At 57.5% G+C, this 23,016-nt stretch carries 24 protein-coding genes; 18 read left to right on the top strand and 6 right to left on the bottom strand.

Annotated features, from left to right (window positions below):
- The first annotated feature begins 3 nt into the window (after positions 1–3).
- From ABIE02_RS20270 to ABIE02_RS20220, 11 genes are all read left to right on the top strand, one after another.
- Positions 4–426, top strand: coding sequence for an acyl-CoA thioesterase (locus ABIE02_RS20270; protein WP_336995212.1), 423 nt, complete (start codon positions 4–6; stop codon positions 424–426).
- Positions 423–1,028, top strand: a complete 606-nt coding sequence (locus ABIE02_RS20265) for an outer membrane lipoprotein carrier protein LolA (protein WP_032614997.1) — start codon at positions 423–425, stop codon at positions 1,026–1,028. The genes ABIE02_RS20270 and ABIE02_RS20265 overlap by 4 nt, the downstream gene beginning before the upstream one ends.
- The gene (locus ABIE02_RS20260; protein WP_336995211.1) at positions 997–3,318 is read left to right on the top strand and encodes an MMPL family transporter; all 2,322 of its coding nucleotides are present in this window, start codon (positions 997–999) and stop codon (positions 3,316–3,318) included. The genes ABIE02_RS20265 and ABIE02_RS20260 overlap by 32 nt, the downstream gene beginning before the upstream one ends.
- On the top strand, positions 3,315–3,899 hold the full coding sequence (locus tag ABIE02_RS20255) for a DUF3261 domain-containing protein (RefSeq protein ID WP_032615002.1): 585 nt from the start codon (positions 3,315–3,317) through the stop codon (positions 3,897–3,899). The genes ABIE02_RS20260 and ABIE02_RS20255 overlap by 4 nt, the downstream gene beginning before the upstream one ends.
- Position 3,900: 1 nt before the next feature.
- Positions 3,901–5,067, top strand: coding sequence for a beta-ketoacyl-[acyl-carrier-protein] synthase family protein (locus ABIE02_RS20250; RefSeq protein ID WP_130588119.1), 1,167 nt, complete (start codon positions 3,901–3,903; stop codon positions 5,065–5,067).
- On the top strand, positions 5,064–5,537 hold the full coding sequence (locus tag ABIE02_RS20245; protein ID WP_270736064.1) for a 3-hydroxy-fatty acyl-ACP dehydratase: 474 nt from the start codon (positions 5,064–5,066) through the stop codon (positions 5,535–5,537). The genes ABIE02_RS20250 and ABIE02_RS20245 overlap by 4 nt, the downstream gene beginning before the upstream one ends.
- Positions 5,534–6,265 carry a 3-ketoacyl-ACP reductase FabG2 gene (locus ABIE02_RS20240; RefSeq protein ID WP_336995210.1) on the top strand — a complete coding sequence of 244 codons (732 nt, stop codon included), beginning with the start codon at positions 5,534–5,536 and terminating at the stop codon, positions 6,263–6,265. Before ABIE02_RS20245 ends, ABIE02_RS20240 begins: the two co-directional genes overlap by 4 nt.
- Positions 6,262–7,491: a beta-ketoacyl-ACP synthase gene (locus ABIE02_RS20235; protein ID WP_336995209.1), complete on the top strand. Its 1,230-nt coding sequence runs from the start codon at positions 6,262–6,264 to the stop codon at positions 7,489–7,491. The genes ABIE02_RS20240 and ABIE02_RS20235 overlap by 4 nt, the downstream gene beginning before the upstream one ends.
- Positions 7,492–7,493: 2 nt before the next feature.
- On the top strand, positions 7,494–8,075 hold the full coding sequence (acpT, locus tag ABIE02_RS20230) for a 4'-phosphopantetheinyl transferase AcpT (protein ID WP_336995208.1): 582 nt from the start codon (positions 7,494–7,496) through the stop codon (positions 8,073–8,075).
- Between the two features lie 53 nt (positions 8,076–8,128).
- The gene (locus ABIE02_RS20225; RefSeq protein WP_130588114.1) at positions 8,129–8,923 is read left to right on the top strand and encodes an SDR family NAD(P)-dependent oxidoreductase; all 795 of its coding nucleotides are present in this window, start codon (positions 8,129–8,131) and stop codon (positions 8,921–8,923) included.
- Between the two features lie 95 nt (positions 8,924–9,018).
- Positions 9,019–9,681, top strand: coding sequence for an HAD family hydrolase (locus tag ABIE02_RS20220; protein ID WP_072250917.1), 663 nt, complete (start codon positions 9,019–9,021; stop codon positions 9,679–9,681).
- Between the two features lie 82 nt (positions 9,682–9,763).
- On the opposite strand, the gene ABIE02_RS20215 is transcribed toward ABIE02_RS20220, so the two are convergent.
- Both ABIE02_RS20215 and ABIE02_RS20210 read right to left on the bottom strand, forming a co-directional pair.
- The gene (locus ABIE02_RS20215; RefSeq protein ID WP_032615016.1) at positions 9,764–10,789 is read right to left on the bottom strand and encodes a TerC/Alx family metal homeostasis membrane protein; all 1,026 of its coding nucleotides are present in this window, start codon (positions 10,787–10,789) and stop codon (positions 9,764–9,766) included.
- 176 nt (positions 10,790–10,965) lie between these two features.
- Entirely contained in the window at positions 10,966–12,162 is a 1,197-nt protein-coding gene (locus ABIE02_RS20210) for an NAD(P)/FAD-dependent oxidoreductase (protein WP_077227611.1), read from the bottom strand.
- A 230-nt stretch (positions 12,163–12,392) separates the two neighbouring features.
- On the opposite strand from ABIE02_RS20210, the gene pitA reads away from it, so the two are divergent.
- On the top strand, positions 12,393–13,889 hold the full coding sequence (gene pitA / locus ABIE02_RS20205; protein ID WP_077227610.1) for an inorganic phosphate transporter PitA: 1,497 nt from the start codon (positions 12,393–12,395) through the stop codon (positions 13,887–13,889).
- 263 nt (positions 13,890–14,152) lie between these two features.
- On the top strand, positions 14,153–14,560 hold the full coding sequence (locus tag ABIE02_RS20200; protein WP_336995207.1) for a hypothetical protein: 408 nt from the start codon (positions 14,153–14,155) through the stop codon (positions 14,558–14,560).
- A gap of 53 nt (positions 14,561–14,613) precedes the next feature.
- On the opposite strand, the gene uspB is transcribed toward ABIE02_RS20200, so the two are convergent.
- Positions 14,614–14,949, bottom strand: coding sequence for a universal stress protein UspB (uspB, locus tag ABIE02_RS20195; RefSeq protein WP_032615027.1), 336 nt, complete (start codon positions 14,947–14,949; stop codon positions 14,614–14,616).
- A gap of 282 nt (positions 14,950–15,231) precedes the next feature.
- Between uspB and uspA the strand changes: the two genes are divergently transcribed.
- The gene (gene uspA / locus ABIE02_RS20190; RefSeq protein WP_032615029.1) at positions 15,232–15,669 is read left to right on the top strand and encodes a universal stress protein UspA; all 438 of its coding nucleotides are present in this window, start codon (positions 15,232–15,234) and stop codon (positions 15,667–15,669) included.
- An 81-nt stretch (positions 15,670–15,750) separates the two neighbouring features.
- Here uspA and rsmJ read toward each other — a convergent pair whose 3' ends face one another.
- Together rsmJ and prlC are read right to left on the bottom strand one after the other, a co-directional pair.
- Complete coding sequence (gene rsmJ / locus ABIE02_RS20185) at positions 15,751–16,515, bottom strand: 16S rRNA (guanine(1516)-N(2))-methyltransferase RsmJ (RefSeq protein WP_032615031.1); 765 nt, start codon at positions 16,513–16,515, stop codon at positions 15,751–15,753.
- 7 nt (positions 16,516–16,522) lie between these two features.
- A complete protein-coding gene (prlC, locus tag ABIE02_RS20180) occupies positions 16,523–18,565 on the bottom strand; it encodes an oligopeptidase A (protein ID WP_077227627.1) in 2,043 nt (680 codons plus the stop codon).
- A 203-nt stretch (positions 18,566–18,768) separates the two neighbouring features.
- Between prlC and ABIE02_RS20175 the strand changes: the two genes are divergently transcribed.
- From ABIE02_RS20175 to ABIE02_RS20165, 3 genes are all read left to right on the top strand, one after another.
- A complete protein-coding gene (locus ABIE02_RS20175; RefSeq protein WP_032615033.1) occupies positions 18,769–19,611 on the top strand; it encodes a 23S rRNA (adenine(2030)-N(6))-methyltransferase RlmJ in 843 nt (280 codons plus the stop codon).
- Between the two features lie 70 nt (positions 19,612–19,681).
- Positions 19,682–21,034, top strand: a complete 1,353-nt coding sequence (gene gorA, locus ABIE02_RS20170) for a glutathione-disulfide reductase (RefSeq protein ID WP_032615035.1) — start codon at positions 19,682–19,684, stop codon at positions 21,032–21,034.
- A 206-nt stretch (positions 21,035–21,240) separates the two neighbouring features.
- Positions 21,241–21,510, top strand: coding sequence for a hypothetical protein (locus ABIE02_RS20165; protein ID WP_051916084.1), 270 nt, complete (start codon positions 21,241–21,243; stop codon positions 21,508–21,510).
- A 16-nt stretch (positions 21,511–21,526) separates the two neighbouring features.
- Here the strand turns inward: ABIE02_RS20165 and ABIE02_RS20160 are convergent, their stop codons facing one another.
- Positions 21,527–21,931 carry a hypothetical protein gene (locus ABIE02_RS20160; protein WP_077227607.1) on the bottom strand — a complete coding sequence of 135 codons (405 nt, stop codon included), beginning with the start codon at positions 21,929–21,931 and terminating at the stop codon, positions 21,527–21,529.
- 188 nt (positions 21,932–22,119) lie between these two features.
- Here ABIE02_RS20160 and ABIE02_RS20155 point away from each other — a divergent pair, with 188 nt between their 5' ends.
- The gene (locus ABIE02_RS20155; RefSeq protein WP_336995206.1) at positions 22,120–22,836 is read left to right on the top strand and encodes a hypothetical protein; all 717 of its coding nucleotides are present in this window, start codon (positions 22,120–22,122) and stop codon (positions 22,834–22,836) included.
- Positions 22,837–23,016: the final 180 nt, after the last annotated feature.

The following is a 23,016-nucleotide window of genomic DNA, read 5'->3' as shown; positions in this document are numbered from 1 at the left end:
AGGGTGCTGACCGATCCCCGCTTTACGACCGAAGTAGAGTTGACTGTGCCGTTTCACGACGTCGATATGATGGGCGTGGTCTGGCACGGCAACTACTTCCGCTATTTTGAGATTGCCCGCGAGGCCCTGCTCAACCAGTTTGATTATGGCTATCGCCAGATGAAGGCATCCGGCTATCTCTGGCCGGTGGTGGATACCCGGGTGAAATACCGCGATGTCCTGACCTTTGAGCAACGGATCCGCGTCCAGGCCCATATCGAAGAGTGTGAGAACCGTCTGCGTATCGCCTATCAGATTTTTGACGCCACCAGCGGCAAACGTACCACCACCGGCTACACCATTCAGGTGGCCGTGGAAGAAAAAAGCCGCGAGTTGTGTTTTGTCAGCCCGGCGATCCTGTTTGAGCGTATGGGAGTGACGCCATGAAGTGGTTACCGCTGTTTGCCCTGCTGATCGGTCCGTGGGCCAACGCCGTCACGCTGGACGCATTACAGCAGCGCTTTACCGAACAGCCAGTGGTGCGCGCCCACTTTGAGCAGACCCGCACCATTAAGGATCTGCCCCAGCCGCTGCGATCCAACGGCGAGATGCTGATCGCGCGCGACAACGGCCTGTTGTGGGACCAAAAGGCGCCCTTCCCAATGACGCTGCTGCTGGATGACAAACGGATGGTGCAAATCATCAACGGCCAGCCGCCGCAGATCATCACTGCCGATAATAATCCACAGATGTTCCAGTTCAACCACCTGCTGCGCGCCCTGTTCCAGGCCGATCGCAAGGTGCTGGAGGAGAATTTCCGCATCGACTTTAAAGACCTCGGCAACGATCGTTGGTCGCTGGTGCTGACGCCCACCACCACGCCGCTGGATAAGATTTTCGCCTCGCTGGAGTTGGGTGGCGCGACCTTTCTTGAATCTATTGTGCTGAACGACAAACAGGGTGACCGGACGGTTATCGCCCTTTCCCGCCACCAACTGACCCCCGCCAGCCTGACCGATGCCGAACGCCAACGCTTTGCCGCACCGTAACACCCGCCGTCCGGCGCTGGTGTGGGCGGTAGTATGCCTGGCGCTGCTGGGCATGTTGCTGGCGCTGTTGCCCGGGGCGCGGCTGAACAGCAGCGTACTGGCGATGTTGCCCAAACAGAGCCTCGGGGCCATCCCCCCGGCGCTGAACGACGGCTTTATCGAACGGCTTGACCGCCAGCTGGTATGGCTGGTCAGCCCCGGAAAACACCCCGATCCGCAGGTGGCGCAGCAGTGGCTGAGCCTGCTGCAAGCCTCAGGCTCCCTGCACGAGGTAAAAGGGCCGATGGATGCCGCCGGGCAGAAGGCCTGGGGGGAATTTTTCTGGCAGCACCGCAACGGCCTGATTGACCCTGCCACCCGCGCGCGCCTGCAAAGCGGTGGCGAGGCGCAGGCCCAGTGGATCCTGTCCCAGCTTTACTCCGCCTTTTCTGGCGTCAGCGGCAAAGAGCTGCAAAACGATCCGCTGATGCTGATGCGCGGCTCGCAGCTGGCGCTGGCGCAAAACAGCCAGAAGCTGCGGCTGATGGACGGCTGGCTGGTAACCAAAGACGATGCCGGTAATTACTGGTATTTGTTGCACGGCGAACTGGCCGGTTCGTCGTTTGATATGCAGCAAACCCACCAGCTGGTGACCCGGCTCCATGGCCTGGAAAACCAGCTCAAAACAGGTTATCCCCATGCGCAGCTGCTGTCGCGCGGCACCGTGTTTTACAGCGACTACGCCAGCCAGCAGGCGAAACGGGATATTTCGACCCTCGGCGTCGCCACTATCCTGGGGGTGATCCTGCTGATTGTGGCGGTGTTCCGCTCCCTCCGTCCGCTGCTGCTGTGCCTCGTCTCCATCGCCATGGGCGCGCTGGCGGGCACCGTCGCCACCCTGTTGCTGTTTGGCGAGCTGCATCTGATGACGCTGGTGATGAGCATGAGCATTATCGGCATTTCAGCGGATTACACGCTTTACTACCTGACCGAGCGGATGGTTCATGGCGGGCAGGACTCCCCCTGGCAGAGCCTGGCGAAAGTACGTAACGCGCTGCTGCTGGCGCTACTCACCACGGTGGTGGCGTATCTCATTATGATGCTGGCCCCGTTCCCGGGCATTCGCCAGATGGCGGTGTTTGCCGCCGCAGGATTAAGCGCCGCCTGCCTGACGGTGATCTTCTGGCACCCATGGCTGTGCCGCGGCTTACCGGTGCGCCCGGTTCCGGCCAGAGTACCGATGCTGCGCTGGCTGTCGGCCTGGCGCAATGACAGGCGTGTGTCGGTGGGGCTGCCGGTAGTGCTGGCCCTGACGGCCCTGGCTGGCCTCACCACGCTGCGGGTGGATGACGATATCGCCCAGTTGCAGGCTCTGCCGCAGGATATTCTGGCCCAGGAAAAAACCATCACCGCCCTGACCGGCCAGGGTGTCGATCAGAAATGGTTTGTGGTGCATGGTGCGTCGGCCCAGCAGACGCTGGAGCGACTGGAGGCTTTCACTCCCGCGCTGGCCCTGGCGCAGCAGGCGGGTGACCTGAAATCCTGGCGCACCCTGCCGCTGAACTCGCTGGCGCGGCAGGAAAGCGACCTGGATTTGCTGAAAAAGGCGGCCCCGGCAGCGACGAAGGTTCTGCAAAACGCCGGGCTGACCACGGTGTCGCCGGATCTGAATGCCATGCCGGTGGAGGTGGAAGCCTGGCTTGCCAGCCCCGCCAGTGAAGGCTGGCGCCTGCTGTGGCTGACGTTGCCCGACGGCGAAAGCGGCGTGCTGGTGCCGGTGGATGGTGTGAAAAACAGCCCGGCCCTGCGTGAACTGGCGGATAAACATCCGGGCGTGGTCTGGGTGGATCGCAAGGCGAGTTTCGACAGCCTGTTTGCCCTCTACCGCACCGTGCTTACCGTTCTGCTGGCTGTCGCCCTGGCCGTGATCGCCTGTGGCGCGATGCTGCGCCTTGGCTGGCGTAAGGGGCTGATTACCCTGGTGCCCTCGCTGCTGTCGCTGGGCTGTGGCCTGGCAGCCCTGTCGGCCACGGGCCATCCGGTTAACCTGTTCTCGCTGCTGGCGCTGGTACTGGTGCTCGGCATTGGTATCAACTACACGCTATTCTTCAACAACCCGCGTGGTACGCCGTTGACCTCCATGCTGGCCATCACCCTGGCGATGATGACCACCCTGTTGACCCTCGGTATGCTGGTGTTCAGCGCCACGCAGGCGATCAGCAGTTTCGGGATTGTGCTGGTCAGCGGTATTTTCACCGCCTTCCTGCTGGCACCGCTGGCGATGCCGGCTAAAAAAGAGAGAAAACGATGATCACCCCTTTTTACCGCGCCGCCGCCCTGATCGGCGCGCTGCTGCTGGCTGGCTGTAGCCACACCACGCAAAACAGTGACGCGACGCGCCCGCAGGCCTGGTTACAGCCGGGTACCCGGGTGACGCTGCCGCCGCCGGGCATCACTCCGGCGCTGTCGTCGCAGCAGTTGCTGACCGGCCGCTTTAACGGCACAACCCAGTCGCTGCTGGTGATGCTGAATGCCGATGCGCAGAAGGTGACGCTCGCCGGGCTGTCATCGGTCGGCATTCGACTGTTCCTCGCCACCTACGATGCCACGGGCATCCATACTGAACAGTCTATTGTCGTCCCGCAGCTGCCTCCGGCCAGCCAGGTGCTGGCGGATGTGATGCTCAGCCACTGGCCGATCGACGCCTGGCTGCCGCAGTTGCCGAAGGGCTGGACGCTGCGGGATCGCGGCGACCGACGCGAGCTGCGCAATGCTGACGGCGCGCTGGTGACGGAGATCGTCTACCTGCAACGCAAGGGCAAACGCCAGCCAATCAGCATTGAACAACAGGCGTTCCACTACCACATCACCATTCAATATCTGGATGACTGAGATGATTTATATTTCTGCCGTTGGCCTGATCAACGCCCTGGGCAGCGCGCCCGATGAGATAGCCGCTAACCTGACGCGCGGCGTGGCCCCGGGTATGCGCCTGCGCAGCGGCTGGCTGCAGGGTCAGGATGCGGTGCTGGGCGGCGTCGATGGCGAGCTGCCTGCCATCCCGGATAGCGCTGCCCTGCATCGCTCGCGGAATAATCAGCTTCTGCTGGCGGCGCTGGCGCAGATCCAGCCTGTGGTCGATGAAGCCATTGCCCGTTATGGCCGCGACCGGGTGGCGGTGGTCATGGGCACCAGCACCTCGGGCCTGGACGAGGGCGACGAGCATGTGCGCCTGTCGATGAACGGCGAAACCAGCGTTAACTGGCGGTACGCGCAGCAGGAGCTGGGCGATCCGTCGCGCTTTCTGGCCAACTGGCTGAATCTGGACGGCCCGGCCTATACCCTCTCTACCGCCTGCTCCTCCAGCGCGCGGGCGATTATCAGCGGGCGTCGGCTGATTGAGGCCGGGCTGGTGGATATCGCCCTGGTCGGCGGCGCAGATACGCTGAGCCGAATGCCGGTGAATGGCTTTAGCAGCCTCGAATCACTCTCCACCACGCTGTGCGAGCCGTTTGGCCGCGACCGCCGGGGGATCACCATTGGCGAAGCAGCGGCACTGATGGTGCTTACCCGCGAGCCGCAGCCGGTGGCGCTGCTGGGAACTGGTGAGTCGAGCGATGCGTACCATATTTCTGCCCCACACCCTCAGGGCGAAGGTGCCATCAACGCCATTAATCAGGCGCTGAACGCCGCAGGATTGAAACCGGACGATGTGGGTTACATCAACCTGCACGGTACGGCGACGCCGCTTAATGACCAGATTGAGTCGCAGGTGGTGCATGACCTGTTTGGCGAGGCCGTGCCCTGCAGCTCAACCAAACACCTGACCGGCCACACGCTGGGTGCCGCAGGGATCACCGAAGCCGCACTAAGCTGGCTGATCCTGACCCATGATCTGCCGCTGCCCGCTCAGGATTTCAGCCGCTATGCGCCCGATCCTACCCTCGCCGCCTGCGGTGTGCTGCATAAGCCTACCGCGCTGAAAAAAGCGGTGATCCTGTCCAATTCCTTCGCCTTTGGCGGCAATAATGCCAGCATCCTGCTGGGGAGAGTGTCATGAGTTATTTATCCCCCACCGACTACCTGCCTCACGATGCGCCTATGCTGCTGCTGGCGTCGGTAGAGAGCGTGACCGATGAGTCTGCCGTCTGCCGCGTCACGGTCAATTCACAGGGCGTGCTGGCACCGTTCCTGAACGCCGCGGGCGATCTGCCGGGATGGTATGCCCTTGAACTGATGGCCCAGACGGTTGGCGTCTGGTCAGGCTGGCATCGCCAGCAGCAGGGGCAGGAAAACCTGTCGCTCGGCATGGTGCTCGGGGCGCGGGAGTTGGTGTGTGCGGCAGGGGTCTTCCCGGCCAACAGCGACTTAACGGTCACCGTCACCCTGTTGATGCAGGATGAACGCTTTAGCAGCTTCGAATGTGCGATCACTGCCGATAACGCCACGCTGGCAACCGGGCGGGTGAATACCTTCCAGCCCGGCAAAGAGGAATTAGCATCACTTTTTAAGCAGGGGGTAAGTCAATGAGTCGTTCCGTTCTGGTCACCGGCGCCAGCAAAGGCATTGGCCGGGCCATCGCCCTTAAACTGGCCGCTGACGGATTTACGCTCGGGGTGCACTACCACCGCGACGCCGCAGGGGCACAGGACACCCTGAACACCATCGAACAGGCGGGCGGCAACGGGCGTTTGCTCTCGTTTGACGTGGGTAACCGCGCCCAGTGCCGCGAGGTGCTGGAGCAGGATATGGAAGTGAACGGCCCCTGGTATGGCGTGGTCAGTAACGCCGGGATCGCACGGGATGGTGCCTTTCCGGCGCTCAGTGAAGAGGACTGGGACAGCGTGATCCACACCAATCTCGACAGCTTTTACAACGTTATTCACCCCTGCATCATGCCAATGATTGGCACTCGCAAGGGCGGCCGCATTATCACCCTGTCATCCGTTTCCGGGGTGATGGGCAACCGGGGCCAGGTGAACTATAGCGCGGCCAAGGCAGGCATTATCGGTGCCACCAAAGCGCTGGCGATTGAGCTGGCAAAGCGCAACATCACCGTCAACTGCATTGCGCCTGGGCTGATTGATACCGGCATGATCGAGATGGAAGAGGCCGCGCTGAAAGAGGCCATGGCCATCATCCCCATGAAAAGAATGGGTCAGGCAGACGAGGTGGCCGGACTGGCCAGCTACCTGATGTCGGATATTGCGGGGTACGTGACACGTCAGGTCATTTCCATTAATGGAGGAATGCTATGACGCGCCGCGTGGTGATTACCGGTATGGGCGGCGTCACCGCCTTCGGTGAAGACTGGCAGTCGGTTTCTGCCCGCTTACTGCAGTATAAAAACGCGGTACGTAAGATGCCGGAGTGGACGATCTATGAAGGGCTACACACCCTGCTGGGCGCGCCGATCGACGATTTTACCCTGCCGGATCACTATACCCGCAAGCGTATCCGCGCCATGGGTCGCGTGTCGTTGTTGTCGACCCGCGCCACCGAACTGGCGCTAACGCAGGCGGGGCTGATTGACGATCCGGTTCTGACCCAGGGCGAAACCGGCATTGCCTATGGCTCGTCCACCGGCAGCACCGGGCCGGTCAGCGAGTTCGCCACCATGCTCACCGAGAAACACACCAACAACATCACTGGCACGACTTATGTGCAGATGATGCCGCATACCACGGCAGTAAATACCGGTCTGTTCTTCGGGCTGCGTGGCCGGGTGATCCCGACGTCCAGCGCCTGCACGTCCGGCAGCCAGGCGATTGGCTATGCGTGGGAAGCGATTCGCCACGGCTATCAGACGGTGATGGTGGCGGGCGGCGCAGAGGAGCTGTGCCCGTCAGAAGCGGCGGTGTTCGATACCCTGTTCGCCACCAGCCAGCGTAACGACGCGCCGGAGGCCACGCCGTCACCCTTCGATATCCAGCGCGACGGGCTGGTGATTGGCGAAGGGGCCGGGACGTTGATCCTGGAGGAGCTGGAACATGCGAAGGCGCGCGGGGCGACGATTTACGGGGAAATTGTCGGCTTCGCCACCAACTGCGACGCAGCGCATATCACCCAGCCGCAGCGGGAGACGATGCAGATCTGTATGGAGAAGTCGCTGAAATTAGCCGGGCTAAAGCCGCAGGACATTGGCTACATTTCGGCGCACGGCACCGCCACAGATCGGGGCGATATTGCCGAAAGCCAGGCCACCGCCGCGGTGTTTGGCGACAGCGTACCCATCTCATCACTGAAGAGCTATTTCGGCCATACGCTGGGTGCCTGCGGTGCGCTGGAGGCATGGATGAGCCTGGAGATGATGCGCGAGGGGTGGTTCGTGCCGACCATCAATTTAAGACAACCGGATGAGCAATGCGGCGCATTAGATTATATTATGGGAAAAGTCCGTCATATTGACTGCGAATATCTACAAAGCAACAACTTCGCGTTCGGCGGCATTAATACTTCTCTTATCATTAAACGCTGGGCGTGACTATGTACCAGTTCCTGCTGGGAAAAATTTCTACCCTCAGCGCTGACCCTCTGGCGTCAGCGCTGGCCGAACAGGCGCCCCAGGGCGCGCGCCGCCTCCCCTGGCTGGCCGGGCGAACCCTGCTCGCCCGGGCGTTATCGCCCGCCCCTGTGCCGGAAATCATCTTCGGAGAGCAGGGAAAACCGGCCTTTGTCGATGCGTATCCGTACTGGTTTAACCTGAGCCACAGCGGAGATGATATCGCCCTGCTGTTAAGCGATGAGGGCGAAGTGGGCTGCGACATCGAAGTGATCCGCCCCCGTGATAACTGGCAAGCGCTGGCCAATGCCGTCTTTAGCCTCGCAGAGCATGCGGAGCTGGAACGGGAGGAGCCAGAGGCCAAACTGGCAGCCTTCTGGCGCATCTGGACACGCAAGGAAGCGATTGTTAAACAGCGCGGCGGCAGCGCCTGGCAGATTGTCAGCGTCGACAGCACTTTTACTTCTGCACTGAGCGTCAGCCACGTCCAGCACGGCTCGCTGAGCCTTGCAGTCTGTACCCCCACCCCCTTCACCCTGCGCCACGACGCGCTTCAGGTGCTGTAACGCATAACTGCTACGCTTAATGGTCTGACTTTGCTAACAACATGGAGCAGACCATGAAAATCGATCTTACCGGGAAAGTGGCGTTAGTGACCGCCTCAACGGGCGGTATTGGCTTCGCCATCGCCAGAGGACTGGCGGAAAGCGGCGCAGAAGTGATTGTTAACGGACGCAGCATCGACTCGGTCAACCGGGGAATTCAAAAGCTCCAGCAGGTGATACCCGGCGTGAAGGTGCGGGCGGCGATTGCCGATCTCAGCACCGCTGATGGCGTAGATGCCCTGCTGAAGGTTGCCTCTGGCGTCGATATCCTCGTGAATAACGCCGGGATTTACGGCCCACAGGATTTTTACGCTACCGATGACGAGACCTGGAATAACTACTGGCAAACCAACGTGATGTCCGGGGTGCGGCTATCGCGCGCCCTGCTGCCTGGCATGGTGCAAAAAGGCTGGGGCCGGGTGGTGTTTATCTCCTCGGAGTCGGCCTGCAATATTCCGGCAGACATGATCCACTATGGTGTAACCAAAACAGCCCAACTGTCGCTGGCGCGCGGGCTGGCAAAATTTGCCGCGGGTAGCGGCGTCACCGTAAACAGCGTTTTGCCAGGCCCGACGATGTCGGACGGCTTTGCGGAGATGATGAAAGACGAGCAGGAGAAAACCGGCAAATCGCTGGAGTCGCTGGCGAAAGAGTTCGTTATGGCTAACCGCCCAAGTTCGGTCATTCAGCGGGCCGCCACGGTAGAAGAAGTGGCGAATATGGTGGTTTATGTCTGTTCGCAGCAGGCGTCTGCCACCTCCGGCGCGGCGCTGCGCGTCGATGGCGGCGTGGTGGACGATATTATCTAGCCATGCCGATGACCGCCCGCCTGCAGGCGGGTGGCATCTGACGCTAAAGCAGGTAAACTGATGGACAGAATATGTATTTAAGCTAAGACCCGGTTATGACCAATATGATTGCCGATGAGGCAGTAGCAAAATCCAGCGTACTTTCGGTGTTCGACTTCGACGGTACGCTGACGCATCACGACAGCTTTATCCCTTTCTTACGCTTTGCGTTCGGTAAACGCTACTTTGCGGGACGCCTGGTACGGATGGCCTTGCCCACCCTGCACTGCGTGCGCCGTAAACTGACCCGTGATGAGCTGAAAGAGGTGCTGATCAGAACCTTCCTGACCGGCGTGGATGAGCACTGGCTGCGTCAGCAGGCAGAGCTGTTCTGCGAGAAATACTGGGACAAACTGATGCGTCCGCAGGGCGTGTTGGCGGTGGCTGCGGAAGTGAACTCCGGTGCAGAGGTGACGATCTGTTCGGCATCGCCGGCGCTGGTATTGCAGCCCTGGGCTGACAAGCTCGGCATTAAGCTTATCGGCACCCAGCTGGAAGTGAAAAACGGCAAACTGACCGGGCGGATCACCGGCCATAACTGTCGCTGTGCGCAGAAAGTGGCCCGCCTGGAGCACGTGTACGGCAGCCTGACCAACTACCATGTGCGCGCCTGGGGTGATACCCGCGGCGATCACGAGCTGCTGGCTGCCGCGCAGGATCCGCACTGGCGGCATTTCCACCCACCTCGCGCGCGCCGCAATTCGCCTCTCAAGCCGTAAAATAAACAGGGTGGCGACTTCGCCTTACCCGGTTTATGAAGAGAGCAGGCCCGGCCAGCGCAGCGCCGCCGGGCAATACTTCTCAGGCTTCCCGTTTCCCTGGGAACAGCAGGCTCGCCACAATCCCCGCCGCCAGCACGCCCAGCACCACTAACAGACTCGCGGTGGCACCAATGCCATAGCCGTGATGCCAGAAGTGATCCGTGGCGTTCAGTCCGAGCTTAAAGGCCACAAAGAACAGCAGCGCGATCACCGCTTTCTCCAGATGCACCAGATACTGCTTCAGCGCCTCCAGCACGAAATAGAGGGTACGCAGACCGAGGATGGCGAACATCATGGCGCTGTAGATAATCAGCGGCTCGCGGCTGACGGCGATGATCGCCGGTACCGAGTCAAAGGCGAACATCACGTCTGACAGCTCCACCACCGCTACGCAGAGCAGCAGCGGCGTAGCATAGCGTTTTGCCTTCTTCACCCGCCCGACCATCACATCCTGGTTCTCCGGTTTAGCAAGCTCGGCATCGACCTCTTTCTGGCTTAGCAGGAAGGCATTGCCGGTGATTTTCGGCCAGATGGGATAGAAGCGTTTAACCGCGCGATAGGCCAGATGCTGGGAGTAATCCTCGATCTCGTCCTGCTCTTCGCCGCGCTTCAGCATCATCACCGCCGTCCAGGCCACAATCAGGGCAAAAACCACCTCGACGTACGGCCCGAGGCTCAGCAGGCTGGTGCCGATGGCAACGAAGATCCCACGGAAGACGATAGCGCCAATCACCCCCCAGTAGAGTACCCGGTGACGATACTGATCCGGCACGCCGAACCAGGCGAAGATCGCCATCATCACGAACAGGTTATCGACGGAGAGCACCTCTTCCAGCGCGTAACCGGTGAGGAACAGGCTCGCCACTTCGGCACCGTGATGAACGTACAGGAACCCGGCGAACGCCATCGCCATCATCACCCAGAAGATTGACCAGAGCGAGGCGCTTTTCAGTGAAATGGGTTTGTCATGCCGATGCATAAAGAGGTCGATAAACATCGCCCCCACCGCCATGACCACGAATACAACAACGGTTTCCGTCGGAAAACCGAGATGAGCAGATGACATACACAACCCTTTTTGAAGACAAAATACAAACCATGCAGACTGGCAGAGCCAGTAAAGAAAAAGGGGGGACCGTTAACAGCCTTCTCCCCTTAAGAAGTAAACCGGCGCAGGATCTCCCTGCGCCGGATGGACTATTTTAACGCACATTTACGCGGTTCAGCATGCCCGGTCAGTTTTTATTCTCTGGCTGCCAGCGCCTCTGCGCAGGCCCATGCGCTGGCCCACGCCCACTGGAAATTGTAGCCGCCCAGCCAGCCGGTCACGTCTACCACCTCACCGATAAAATAGAGCCCCGGCACGTGGCGGGCCTCCATGGTGCGCGAGGAGAGTTCGTTGGTGTCGACGCCGCCAAGGGTCACTTCCGCGGTGCGATACCCTTCGGTGCCGTTCGGCTGCACGCGCCAGGCGGTTAAGGTCTCGACCAGCGCCTGCTGGTCCCGGCTGTTGAGTTGCTTCAGCGACACATCGGGAATTTGTCCCAGCAGTTGCAGGCACTCCACCAGCCGCTTCGGCAGTTGCATGGCTAAGGTATTTTTCAGGCTCTGGTTAGGGTGTGCCGCGCGCTGTTCATCAAGGAAGCTCGCCAGATCGCAGTCCGGTACTAAATTGATGGTGACGAACTCCCCCGGCTGCCAGTAGCTGGAAATTTGCAGCACTGCCGGGCCGGAAAGACCGCGGTGGGTGAAGAGCAGGTTCTCACGGAATACGGTGCCGTCTTCAGCAGTGATGACCGAAGGCACCGAGACGCCGGAGAGGGTTTGCAGCTGCTCCAGCAAAGGCTTATGCAGAGTGAAGGGCACCAGACCGGCACGGGTCGGGAGGACCTTCAGGCCAAACTGTTCGGCAATTTTATAGCCAAACGGCGACGCGCCCAGCCCTGGCATTGAAAGCCCGCCGCTGGCGATCACCAGCTTTTCCGCACTTACCGTTTCGCCATTCAGCTGCAGGGTGTAGCCCGCGTCATCGCGTGCCACTTCCAGGACTTCGCTGCGCAGACGCAAGGTAACCTGACCTTTTTCGCACTCTGCCACCAGCATATCGACGATCTGTTGCGCCGAATCGTCGCAAAACAGCTGGCCCAGGGTTTTCTCATGCCAGGCGATACCGTGCTTACCGACCAGGTCAATAAAGTCCCACTGGGTGTAGCGGGCAAGAGCAGATTTGCAAAAATGACGGTTCTGGCTCAAATAGGCCGCGGGTTCGATATAAAGATTAGTAAAATTGCAGCGCCCCCCGCCAGACATCAGGATCTTACGCCCAGGTTTTTTTCCGTTATCGAGAAGCAGAACCCGGCGTCCTGCCTGTCCAGCCATCGCCGCACAGAATAAACCCGCCGCACCTGCGCCGATAATGATGGCATCATACTTTTCCACGTCTCGATCCTCCTGGTTTTGAGGGCGCGAATTGTAAAGTTTCCTCAAGAAGCGTGCCAGAGCAAATATGCGCGATCTCGTTCATTTAATTGAAATTTAAAAAATAATTCTTTTGTTGCTACGCTTATGTCAGTAGGCAAATCAAAAAAAGTCTATATTTCACTTTGCCCGTTGCGCATTTGTCCTGGATAATGCGCCGCGTTCATGTCCTCAAGATGGCGTAACGTCCTATGCTACATTTGTTTGCCGGCCTGGATTTCCATACCGGGCTTTTACTCTTGCTTGCTCTGGCCTTTGTATTGTTCTACGAAGCGATTAACGGCTTCCATGACACTGCGAACGCAGTCGCAACCGTTATCTACACTCGTGCTTTACGATCGCAAGTTGCGGTTGTGATGGCCGCGGTGTTTAACTTCTTTGGTGTTCTTCTGGGAGGTCTGAGCGTAGCCTACGCCATTGTGCATATGCTGCCAACGGATCTGCTACTCAATGTCAGTTCCGGCCATGGTCTCGCCATGGTGTTCTCGTTGCTGTTTGCTGCAATTATCTGGAACCTCGGTACCTGGTATTTCGGCCTGCCAGCATCCAGTTCTCACACGCTGATCGGCGCCATCATCGGTATTGGTTTAACCAATGCGCTGATGACCGGTACGTCTGTGGTGGACGCGCTGAATATTCCTAAAGTTCTGGGGATCTTCGGTTCACTGATTATTTCTCCGATTGTCGGTCTGGTTGTAGCAGGGGGTTTGATTTTCCTGCTGCGTCGTTACTGGAGCGGCACCAAAAAACGTGCCCGTATCCACCTGACGCCAGCCGAGCGTGAAAAGAAAGACGGTAAGAAAAAGCCGCCATTCTGGACGCGTATTGCCCTGATCATCTCTGCTATCGGCGTGGCCTTCTCACATGGCGCGAACGACGGCCAGAAAGGGATTGGTCTGGTCATGCTGGTTCTGATCGGCGTGGCACCTGCGGGCTTCGTGGTGAATATGAATGCTACCGGTTACGAAATTACCCGTACCCGCGATGCAATCAACAACGTCGAAACCTATTTCCAGCAGCGTCCTGATCTGCTGAAAAAAGCCACCGGCGTTGATCAGCTGATCCCTTCTCCTGAAGCAGGCGCGACTGCACCGGCGGAGTTCCACTGCCATCCGGCCAATGCGATCAACGCACTGGAGCGGGCGAAAGGCATGCTGACCGATGTCGAAAGCTACGAAAAGCTCACACCTGAGCAGCGTGGCCAGATGCGTCGCATCATGCTGTGCATCTCTGACGTGACCGAGAAAGTGTCCAAACTGCCTGAAGTTTCTGCTGACGACCAACGTCTGCTGAAGAAACTGAAAGTCGATATGCTGAATACCATCGAGTACGCACCGATCTGGATCATCATGGCGGTCGCACTGGCGCTGGGTCTGGGTACGATGATTGGCTGGCGTCGTGTGGCAACCACCATCGGCGAGAAGATCGGTAAGAAAGGCATGACCTATGCTCAGGGGATGTCTGCTCAGATGACGGCAGCCGTCTCTATCGGTCTGGCCAGCTACACCGGTATGCCGGTATCCACCACCCACGTTCTCTCCTCATCCGTGGCGGGTACCATGCTGGTTGATGGCGGTGGTCTGCAGCGCAAAACCGTCACCAGCATTCTGATGGCCTGGGTGTTTACCCTACCAGCTTCCATTCTGCTGTCCGGCGGTCTGTACTGGATCTCCCTGCAATTCCTGTAATCGCAGGCAGATAACGCGAAAAGCGGGTCAGGTCACTGGCCCGCTTTTTTTTGCCTGCAATTTGAGCCTCTACCATTGTAAGCATCAGGAAAGTCTGAACATTTTTTGTTCATCGCGTTTACAGGGGAGTGAGTATTCTACCGGGTGCGATTCATTATCATGCCATGGAGAATGTATGGCTTCTGGCCCAATCATCATCGCTAACAATATGCGCGAAGCGCGTCGACAAGGAATGTCGCGCAATATCAGGGAAGGAAGAAAATATGCCATTCACAACGGCTATTAAATGGCTCCACCGGGCCGCCACGCTGGCGCTATTTATTGTGGTTATCGGTTTTGTATGGCTGGACTCCGCGCCAGATCCGCGAAAGGATGACGAGCTACAGCGGAGTTACAAATTATCTGACAGCCTTTGGCTCTATATGACCGTTAACGATAAAGGGGGCGCAACGGTACCTGTGCTCTACCGTTACTATCTCTCCAGGGAGATACCCGGGCAAAGCAGGGACATCATACGGGAACTCGCGACACGGACGCCTGTTCTGGAAGGAACAGGTACTATCACAGATGCCAGGATAGGCAGCAACGGCGAGGTCAGCATCTCCTACAGCGGGAAGGTATTCTCCGTGCAGAAAGATATCTCTAACCTTCGGTTTACGGTTTCACCCTGATGGGTGGCAAAAGGAAGGCGAGCTATACCGCCTTCCTTTGCGCTCAATCGCGCTCAATGCCAGATGAGGAGAGCAATCATACTCACCACCACCAGGCCGCACAGCGCGCTGGTCAGAATGAACTGACGGCGCAGGCGTTCACAGCGGCGGATAAACTCATCGTCATGATGATCGCGATAACGCTGGGCGTAGATATACCACACCAGGCGCATCTGTTTGCTGGGCTGCCCATGCGAGGTGAAGAAGCCTCCACCGTCGACATATTGATAAAGCAACGGATCGCAGCCACGAAGTACCACTAATAGCGCGCGTAAGGACGAGAAATAACGCGCCATATTCACGATGCAAACCACACATAACGCCCAAAATAATGCGACGGTGCTAATCATACTTCCTCCCCGGCGTCCGCCCACGAAGCAATGCTTCGGGACTACCGCACCCATGCCCTGACAGACGGTTCAGTGAAAGAGAGACTAAAAGCCGATCGGCTTCACATTTTAATATCCGAACGGCTTATTCAATAGTGTAGGAGATCCCCTAATTTTTTTGCCACAAGGTTAATCGTTATCAACACCAATGCTTGAAAATTTTGCTCAACTGGGCCGTAATGAAGGCAGGTAGACGACTGCTACACGCATTGGTCATCGATAACTTATGGAAGGAGTAACACTATGGCTTATAAACATATTCTTATCGCGGTTGACCTCTCCCCGGAGAGCAAGGTGCTGGTTGATAAAGCGGTATCCATGGCACGTCCTTACAATGCGAAAGTTTCATTAATTCACGTGGACGTTAATTACTCCGATCTCTATACCGGCCTGATTGACGTGAATCTGGGCGATATGCAGAAGCGTATCTCCGAAGAGACTCACCAGGCGCTGACCGAACTCTCCACCAACGCGGGCTATCCAATCACCGAAACCCTGAGCGGCAGCGGCGATCTGGGCCAGGTGCTGGTCGATGCGATTAAGAAATACGATATGGATCTGGTGGTGTGCGGTCATCATCAGGACTTCTGGAGCAAGCTGATGTCATCCGCGCGTCAGCTGATTAATACTGTGCATGTGGATATGTTGATTGTGCCGCTGCGCGACGAAGACGACGAGTAATGCAGAATTGCCGGGCGGCGCTGCGCTTGCCCGGCCTGAGGTTTGTGCCCTCTCCTCATGGGAGAGGGTCCGGTTGAGGCATCAGACCGCCTCTTCCTCCGGCGTGCCGGAATAGATATCGAAACGGTGCCCTTTGGTCACCACCGCATTGGTCGTCGCGACTTCTGCCAGCGGCGGCGCATAATCAGGACGTTTCACCACTACCCGCTTCGTTGCCAGCCGTCGGGCAGGCTCCAGCAGACCATCTGCGTCTAAATCCGGCCCCACCAGCGACTGAAATACGCGCATTTCTTTCTTCACCAGGGCGCTTTTCTGCTTATGCGGGAACATCGGGTCGAGATAGACCACCTGTGGACGCGGCGTGATATCCGTCAGTGCCGTCAGGCTCGAGGCGTGGATCAGCTGTAAACGCTCCTGCAACCAGCCGCCGATTTCCGGGTCGGCATAGCCGCGGGCCAGACCATCATCCAGCAGGGCGGCAACCACCGGATTGCGCTCCAGCATTCGTACCCGGCAGCCCACCGACGCCAGCACAAAGGCATCGCGTCCTAGCCCGGCGGTGGCATCCACCACGTCCGGCAGATAGCTGCCTTTGATGCCGACCGCTTTAGCGACCGCTTCACCGCGCCCGCCGCCGAACTTACGCCGGTGCGCCATCGCCCCGCCGACAAAATCAACAAAAATGCCGCCGAGTTTGGGTTCGTCGCACTTGCGCAACTCCAGATGGTCCGGGGTCATCACCAGCGCCATCAGGTTATCCGCGTCATGCTCCAGTCCCCAGCGGGCGGCAAGAACAGATAAGGCGCCGTCTCCGGCGCCTGTTTCATCTACTAAGCGAATCTTCACGAATCCACTAACCCTTGATCCCGTAATGCTCCAGCATCGCGTCCAGTTGCGGCTCGCGACCACGGAAGCGTTTGAACAGCTCCATTGGCTCTTCGGAGCCGCCGCGGGTCAGGATGTTATCGAGGAAAGACTGGCCGGTTTCGCGATTGAAAATGCCCTCTTCTTCGAAACGGGAGTACGCGTCTGCCGCCAGCACATCGGCCCACAGGTAGCTGTAGTAACCCGCCGCATAACCGCCGGCAAAGATATGGCTGAACGCGTGCGGGAAGCGACCCCAGGCCGGGCCTGGAATAAGGGCAACCTGCTTTTTGATCTCCGCCAGGGTTTCGAGGACCTTCGCCCCCTGCTCCGGGCTGAACTCGGCATGCAGACGGAAATCGAACAGGCCGAACTCCAGCTGGCGCAGGATAAACATCGCCGCCTGGTAGTTTTTCGCTTCCAGCATCTTATCCAGCAGCGCTTTTGGCAGCGGCTCGCCGGTCTCGTAGTGGCCGGAGATAAACGCCAGCGCGTCCGGCTCCCAACACCAGTTTTCCATAAACTGGCTCGGCAGTTCGACCGCATCCCACGGCACGCCGCTGATACCCGCCACGCCCGCCGCTTCGATACGGGTCAGCATATGGTGCAGACCGTGACCGAACTCGTGGAACAGGGTGATCACTTCGTCATGGGTAAAGAGCGCAGGTTTGCCGTTTACCGGACGGTTAAAGTTACAGGTCAGGTATGCCACCGGCTTTTGCAGCGAGCCGTCGGCTTTACGCATCTGGCCTACACAGTCGTCCATCCAGGCCCCACCGCGTTTATTTTCACGGGCATAGAGATCCAGATAGAAGCTGCCGCGCAGCTCATTTTTGTCGTCGTACAGCTCGAAGAAACGCACGTCGTCGTGCCACACTTCCACGTCGTGGCGCTCTTTGGCGGTGATGCCATAGATGCGTTTCACCACTTCGAACAGGCCGTTAACGGCTTTGTTTTCCGGGAAGTACGGGCGCAGCTGCTCATCGCTGATGCTGTAAAGATGCTGCTTCTGTTTCTCGCTGTAGTACGCGATATCCCATGGCTGCAGCTCATCAACGCCGAACTCTGCTTTTGCAAAGGCGCGCAGCTGGGCCAGCTCTTTCTCACCCTGAGGACGGGCGCGTTTGGCCAGATCGGTTAAGAAATCCAGCACCTGCTGTGGGTTTTCGGCCATTTTGGTGGCGAGGGATTTATCCGCATAGCTGTCAAAGCCCAGCAGCTGTGCCAGCTCGTGACGCAGGGCGAGGATTTCAGCCATCACCGGGGTGTTGTCCCATTTACCGGCATTCGGACCTTGATCGGAGGCGCGGGTGCTGTAGGCGCGATACATCTCTTCACGCAGGGCCTGGTTGTCGCAGTAGGTCATCACCGGCAGATAGCTCGGGATATCCAGGGTCAGCAGGTAGCCTTCCTGCTCTTTTGCCTCGGCCTGGGCTTTGGCTGCCGCCAGGGCGCTTTCCGGCATACCTGCCAGATCCGCTTCGTCGGTAATCAGCTTCGTCCAGCCCATGGTGGCATCCAGCACGTTGTTGCTGTACTGATTCCCCAGCTCGGACAGGCGCGTTGCAATTTCGCCGTAGCGCTGCTGTTTGTCTTTCGCAAGGCCAATGCCCGACAGTTCAAAATCACGCAGGGCGTTATCGACAGCCTTTTTCTGCGCGATGTCCAGCGTCGCATAGTTATCGCCATCACGCAGGTCGCGGTACGCTTTGTACAGCCCCTCGTGCTGCCCAACCCAGGTACTGTATTCCGACAGCAGCGGCAGGGTTTGTTCGTAGGCTTCACGCAGTTCCGGGCTGTTTTTCACTGAGTTCAGGTGGCTGACCGGGGAGAAGATGCGGCCAAGCACATCATCTACTTCCGCCAGCGGCTGACACAGGTTTTCCCAGGTATAAGGGGCACCCTGCGCAACCACGCTCTCGACGGCGGTACGGCAATCGTCCAGTGCTTTGGTGACAGCGGGGACAACATGTTCAGGCAGAATAGAGGAAAACGGTGGCAACGAAAAAGGCGTCAGTAATGGGTTGGTCATAAGCACTGTCCTGTTAAATGAGTGAATGAAGCGCGCATCCTGCGCGAGCATATTGTTTCCAGGATGGGGTTAAGTGTAGTGAATTTCAATGGCTGAGGTGACAGAAAAACGCCCGGTGGCGCTGCGCTTTCCGGGCCTGCGGGTAATCTGTGCCTTTCTGCTGTAAACTGTGGCCAATCGCCATTATCGGAACACATTTACCCATGCTCAGTTATCGCCACAGCTTTCACGCGGGCAACCACGCCGACGTTCTTAAACATACCGTTCAGAGCCTGATTATCGAGGCGCTCAAAGAGAAAGATAAGCCGTTTCTCTACCTGGACACCCATGCTGGCGCGGGCCGCTATCAGCTGAGCGGTGCACACGCCGAGCGCACCGGGGAATACCTCGAGGGCATCGCCCGTGTCTGGCAGCAGGACGACCTGCCAGCCGAGCTTGAACCCTACATCAGCGTGATTAACCACTTCAACCGTGGCGGCCAGCTACGTTACTACCCTGGCTCTCCACTGATTGCCCGTCAGCTGCTGCGCGAGCAGGACAGCATTCAGCTGACTGAACTGCACCCGAGCGACTACCCGCTGCTGCGTTCTGAATTCCAGAAAGACAGCCGCGCACGCGTGGAAAAATCGGACGGCTACCAGCAGCTTAAAGCGAAGCTCCCGCCGGTATCCCGTCGCGGCCTGGTACTGATCGACCCGCCGTATGAGATCAAAAGCGACTATCAGGCGGTTGTCGCGGGCATTCACGAAGGGTACAAGCGCTTTGCCACGGGCACCTATGCTCTGTGGTATCCGGTGGTGCTGCGTTCGCAAATCAAACGCATGATCAAAGATCTGGAAGCAACCGGCATCCGTAAGATCCTGCAAATTGAACTGGCCGTACGCCCGGACAGCGACCAGCGCGGCATGACCGCCTCCGGTATGATTGTGATTAACCCACCGTGGAAGCTGGAAGCGCAGATGAACAACGTTCTGCCGTGGCTGCATAAAACGCTGGTGCCAGCCGGTACTGGCCACGCCACCGTCAGTTGGATCGTGCCTGAGTAATCGCAGTCATCGATGGAAACTATTGATTTCAGGTATACAATCGCGGCAATTAACGATTAAGGATAAGACCATGACTAAGCATTATGATTACATCGCGATCGGCGGCGGCAGCGGCGGCATCGCCTCGATTAACCGTGCGGCCATGTATGGCCAGAAGTGCGCACTGATTGAAGCAAAAGACCTCGGCGGCACCTGCGTCAACGTCGGTTGTGTACCGAAAAAAGTGATGTGGCATGCAGCGCAGATCCGTGAGGCCATCCATCTCTATGGCCCGGATTATGGTTTTGACACCACCATCAATAACTTCGACTGGGATCGCCTGATCGCCAGCCGCACTGCGTATATTGACCGAATCCACACCTCCTACGACAACGTGCTGGGTAAGAACAACGTCGATGTGATCCGTGGCTTCGCCCGTTTTGTTGATGCGAAAACCATTGAAGTGAATGGCGAGACGATCACTGCGGATCATATCCTGATCGCGACCGGCGGCCGTCCGAGCCATCCGGCGATCCCGGGTGCGGAATACGGTATCGACTCCGACGGTTTCTTCGAACTGCCTGCCCTGCCGAAACGCGTTGCCGTTGTGGGCGCGGGTTATATCGCTGTAGAACTGGCTGGCGTGATTAACGGCCTGGGCGCGGAAGCGCATCTGTTTGTGCGTAAACACGCCCCGCTGCGCAGCTTTGACCCGCTGATCGTCGATACGCTGGTCGAAGTGATGAACGCTGAAGGTCCACATCTGCATACGGAAGCCATTCCGAAAGCGGTTGTTAAGAACGCCGACGGCAGCCTGACCCTGGAGCTGGAAGATGGTCGCAGCCAGACCGTGGATTGCCTGATCTGGGCCATTGGTCGTGAACCCGCAAACGACAACTTCAACCTGTCCGTTACTGGCGTCGAAACCAATGAGAAGGGCTATATCGTTGTCGATAAGTTCCAGAACACCAGCGTGCCGGGCATTTATGCCGTGGGCGATAACACCGGTGCCGTTGAGCTGACCCCAGTGGCGGTGGCCGCAGGTCGTCGTCTCTCCGAACGTCTGTTTAACAACAAGCCGGACGAGCATCTGGACTACAGCAATATCCCGACCGTGGTCTTCAGCCACCCGCCAATCGGCACCGTCGGTTTAACCGAACCGCAGGCGCGCGAGCAGTATGGCGACGATCAGGTGAAGGTATATAAATCTGCCTTCACCGCCATGTATACCGCCGTCACCGCTCACCGTCAGCCGTGCCGCATGAAGTTAGTCTGCGTCGGCCCGGAAGAGAAGATCGTCGGCATTCACGGTATTGGCTTCGGTATGGATGAGATCCTGCAGGGCTTCGCCGTGGCGCTGAAAATGGGTGCCACCAAGAAAGACTTTGATAACACCGTGGCGATCCACCCAACCGCGGCAGAAGAGTTTGTGACCATGCGTTAATACGCCTTGCCACTCGCGATTTTGCGCTTATAAAGACCGGTCCTCAGTGGCCGGTTTTTTTATGTTTCATTGCCAGAAATCTCACGGCTGTTGGCCACGCTGTACAAACGGTAACAAAATTCCCCAGAAACGACGGCAGACCTGGCTAATCTTAATAAGTGTTAAGCGCTTACCTGGATCGATTAATTAAGATTAGAGAATAGACAATGCAAGTGAAGATCAACGCAAAAAGCCTGGCGAAATTCCATCTCATACTTGCCCTTGTCTGGGCGATGTTAACCATACCTACGCTCCTGTGGTGGAAAAACAGTATCCTCTGGGTCTCGCTGATGAGTATTTATGCCATCGTGGTTTCGCACCTGGCGGCCTATAGCGCGGCCCATGCGGAAAAAGCGGCCAACAATGCCCTGAATCAAAGCGAAGAGACCAAGCAAAAAACCGAGAAAATAGCTGCCGATCCACACCAGGCGCACTGATGGTGCCCGGCCGGTGTCAGGCAAACACAATCTGCCCGACGCCGGTACACGCTTCAAAAATAAACATTCTGCGCGGCATATCTAACAGCCGCATTCCCGCTACCTGACAACGCCGTAAGCGGATCGGCTGCGTAACCACGCTATTCGAGAAAAAGACATTCCGCATATCGCAATTGTCGAAAACAAGCCCATCGATATAACAACGGTTAATCAATAAACTGCTGAACTGAATATTACGGAATACACTTAGCTTCAGATTACAGCGGAATATAATGGCTTTGTTCTCTCCTTCACAAATATCCAGCCGCGTAAAATGGCGGCTTTCCAGCAGCCCCTGCAGTTCTGTTATAGTGGATTTATCGTCAGCTGGCTTTGTAAAAGAAAAAGGCGTAACGCCCTGACGCTTCGCGTTAAGGTTCATAAGGATTCCTGTTTGAGGTTGTCATCGGAAGCGATGACGACGGCGTGGAATGCCTTAATGACTTATTTGCGCGTAGCAAAACAATATCGATTTTGGACAATTATTTGCAGAGTTAGCCTACGAAATAAAAGTTCGAAGACACAGCGTTATTAATCAAAAATATAATTAATTTCACTTAGGCGATATTTATGTCAAAAAGCAATAACAAGAACGCTATTCTGGTTCTGGAATCCCCGTGGAAACTGGACGATCATGATGCTCACCGCTCGTCGGTATTGCCGTTTGTGCAGGGGATCGCAAAGATGCATGGTAATACCGAGGTTTACTGCCTGAACTTCTACAATAAAAGCAGCTTTGATTTAGCGCTGGAGTGCCTGTGTCGGCAGAAGTTTGACAACACTATCGTTTATGTTGCGGCGCATGGCAGCAAAACCCATATTGGGGATGTTTCTCTGAAGCATATTCTTTACCGGATTAATGAAAATTCCCGCAAATTTAACATCAAGGGATTAATGCTGGGTTCCTGCTTTGCAGGAAGCAAAACTCATCTGCTGGAGGCCCTCACCGAGGACAGCAAGCTGACGTGGTGCGCGGCATACTCTTCATCCTGCTACTGGCTGCCGGGGACAATGCTTGACTGCGCGCTTATTCATAGCGCCCTCAACATTCAGGACGCGGCGTATAAAACGCATGAAGAGATGCAGGAGGCCTTTGCTGAAGCCGTTGCGCCTTTCGCCCCAAATGGCATCATCGGTACTGACAGTGAAGATCAATCCGTGGCGCTGTCCGACTCATTGCAAATCGTGATTCAGCCAGAAGGGAGAGGTTTCCGCGCCCGTCTCTCATCTGAAGACATTTTTGAACGTGCTGAAGGTCATCGCTATAGTGAAGAAGGCGCCTTCTGATTCATACTCTGTTGCAAAGCGAATGATCCGAATTTTAGATCGCCGACAAACTGCTGGATTGGCTGTTTATTGCCTGTAATAACAGCAACATGCCACTAGCAGTGGCCGTTTTTCACTGGCGGAAAAGTGTGATCTACCGCACATATACCTCTTCACAGACCGAAGCGAATGTCTAAGCTT

The sequence above is a fragment of the Leclercia sp. 1548 genome (genome assembly GCF_050435045.1).
GTDB lineage: Bacteria > Pseudomonadota > Gammaproteobacteria > Enterobacterales > Enterobacteriaceae > Enterobacter > Enterobacter adecarboxylatus.
The sequence above is the reverse complement of the archived record's forward strand: the minus strand, read 5'-3'. Positions and strand labels throughout refer to the sequence as shown.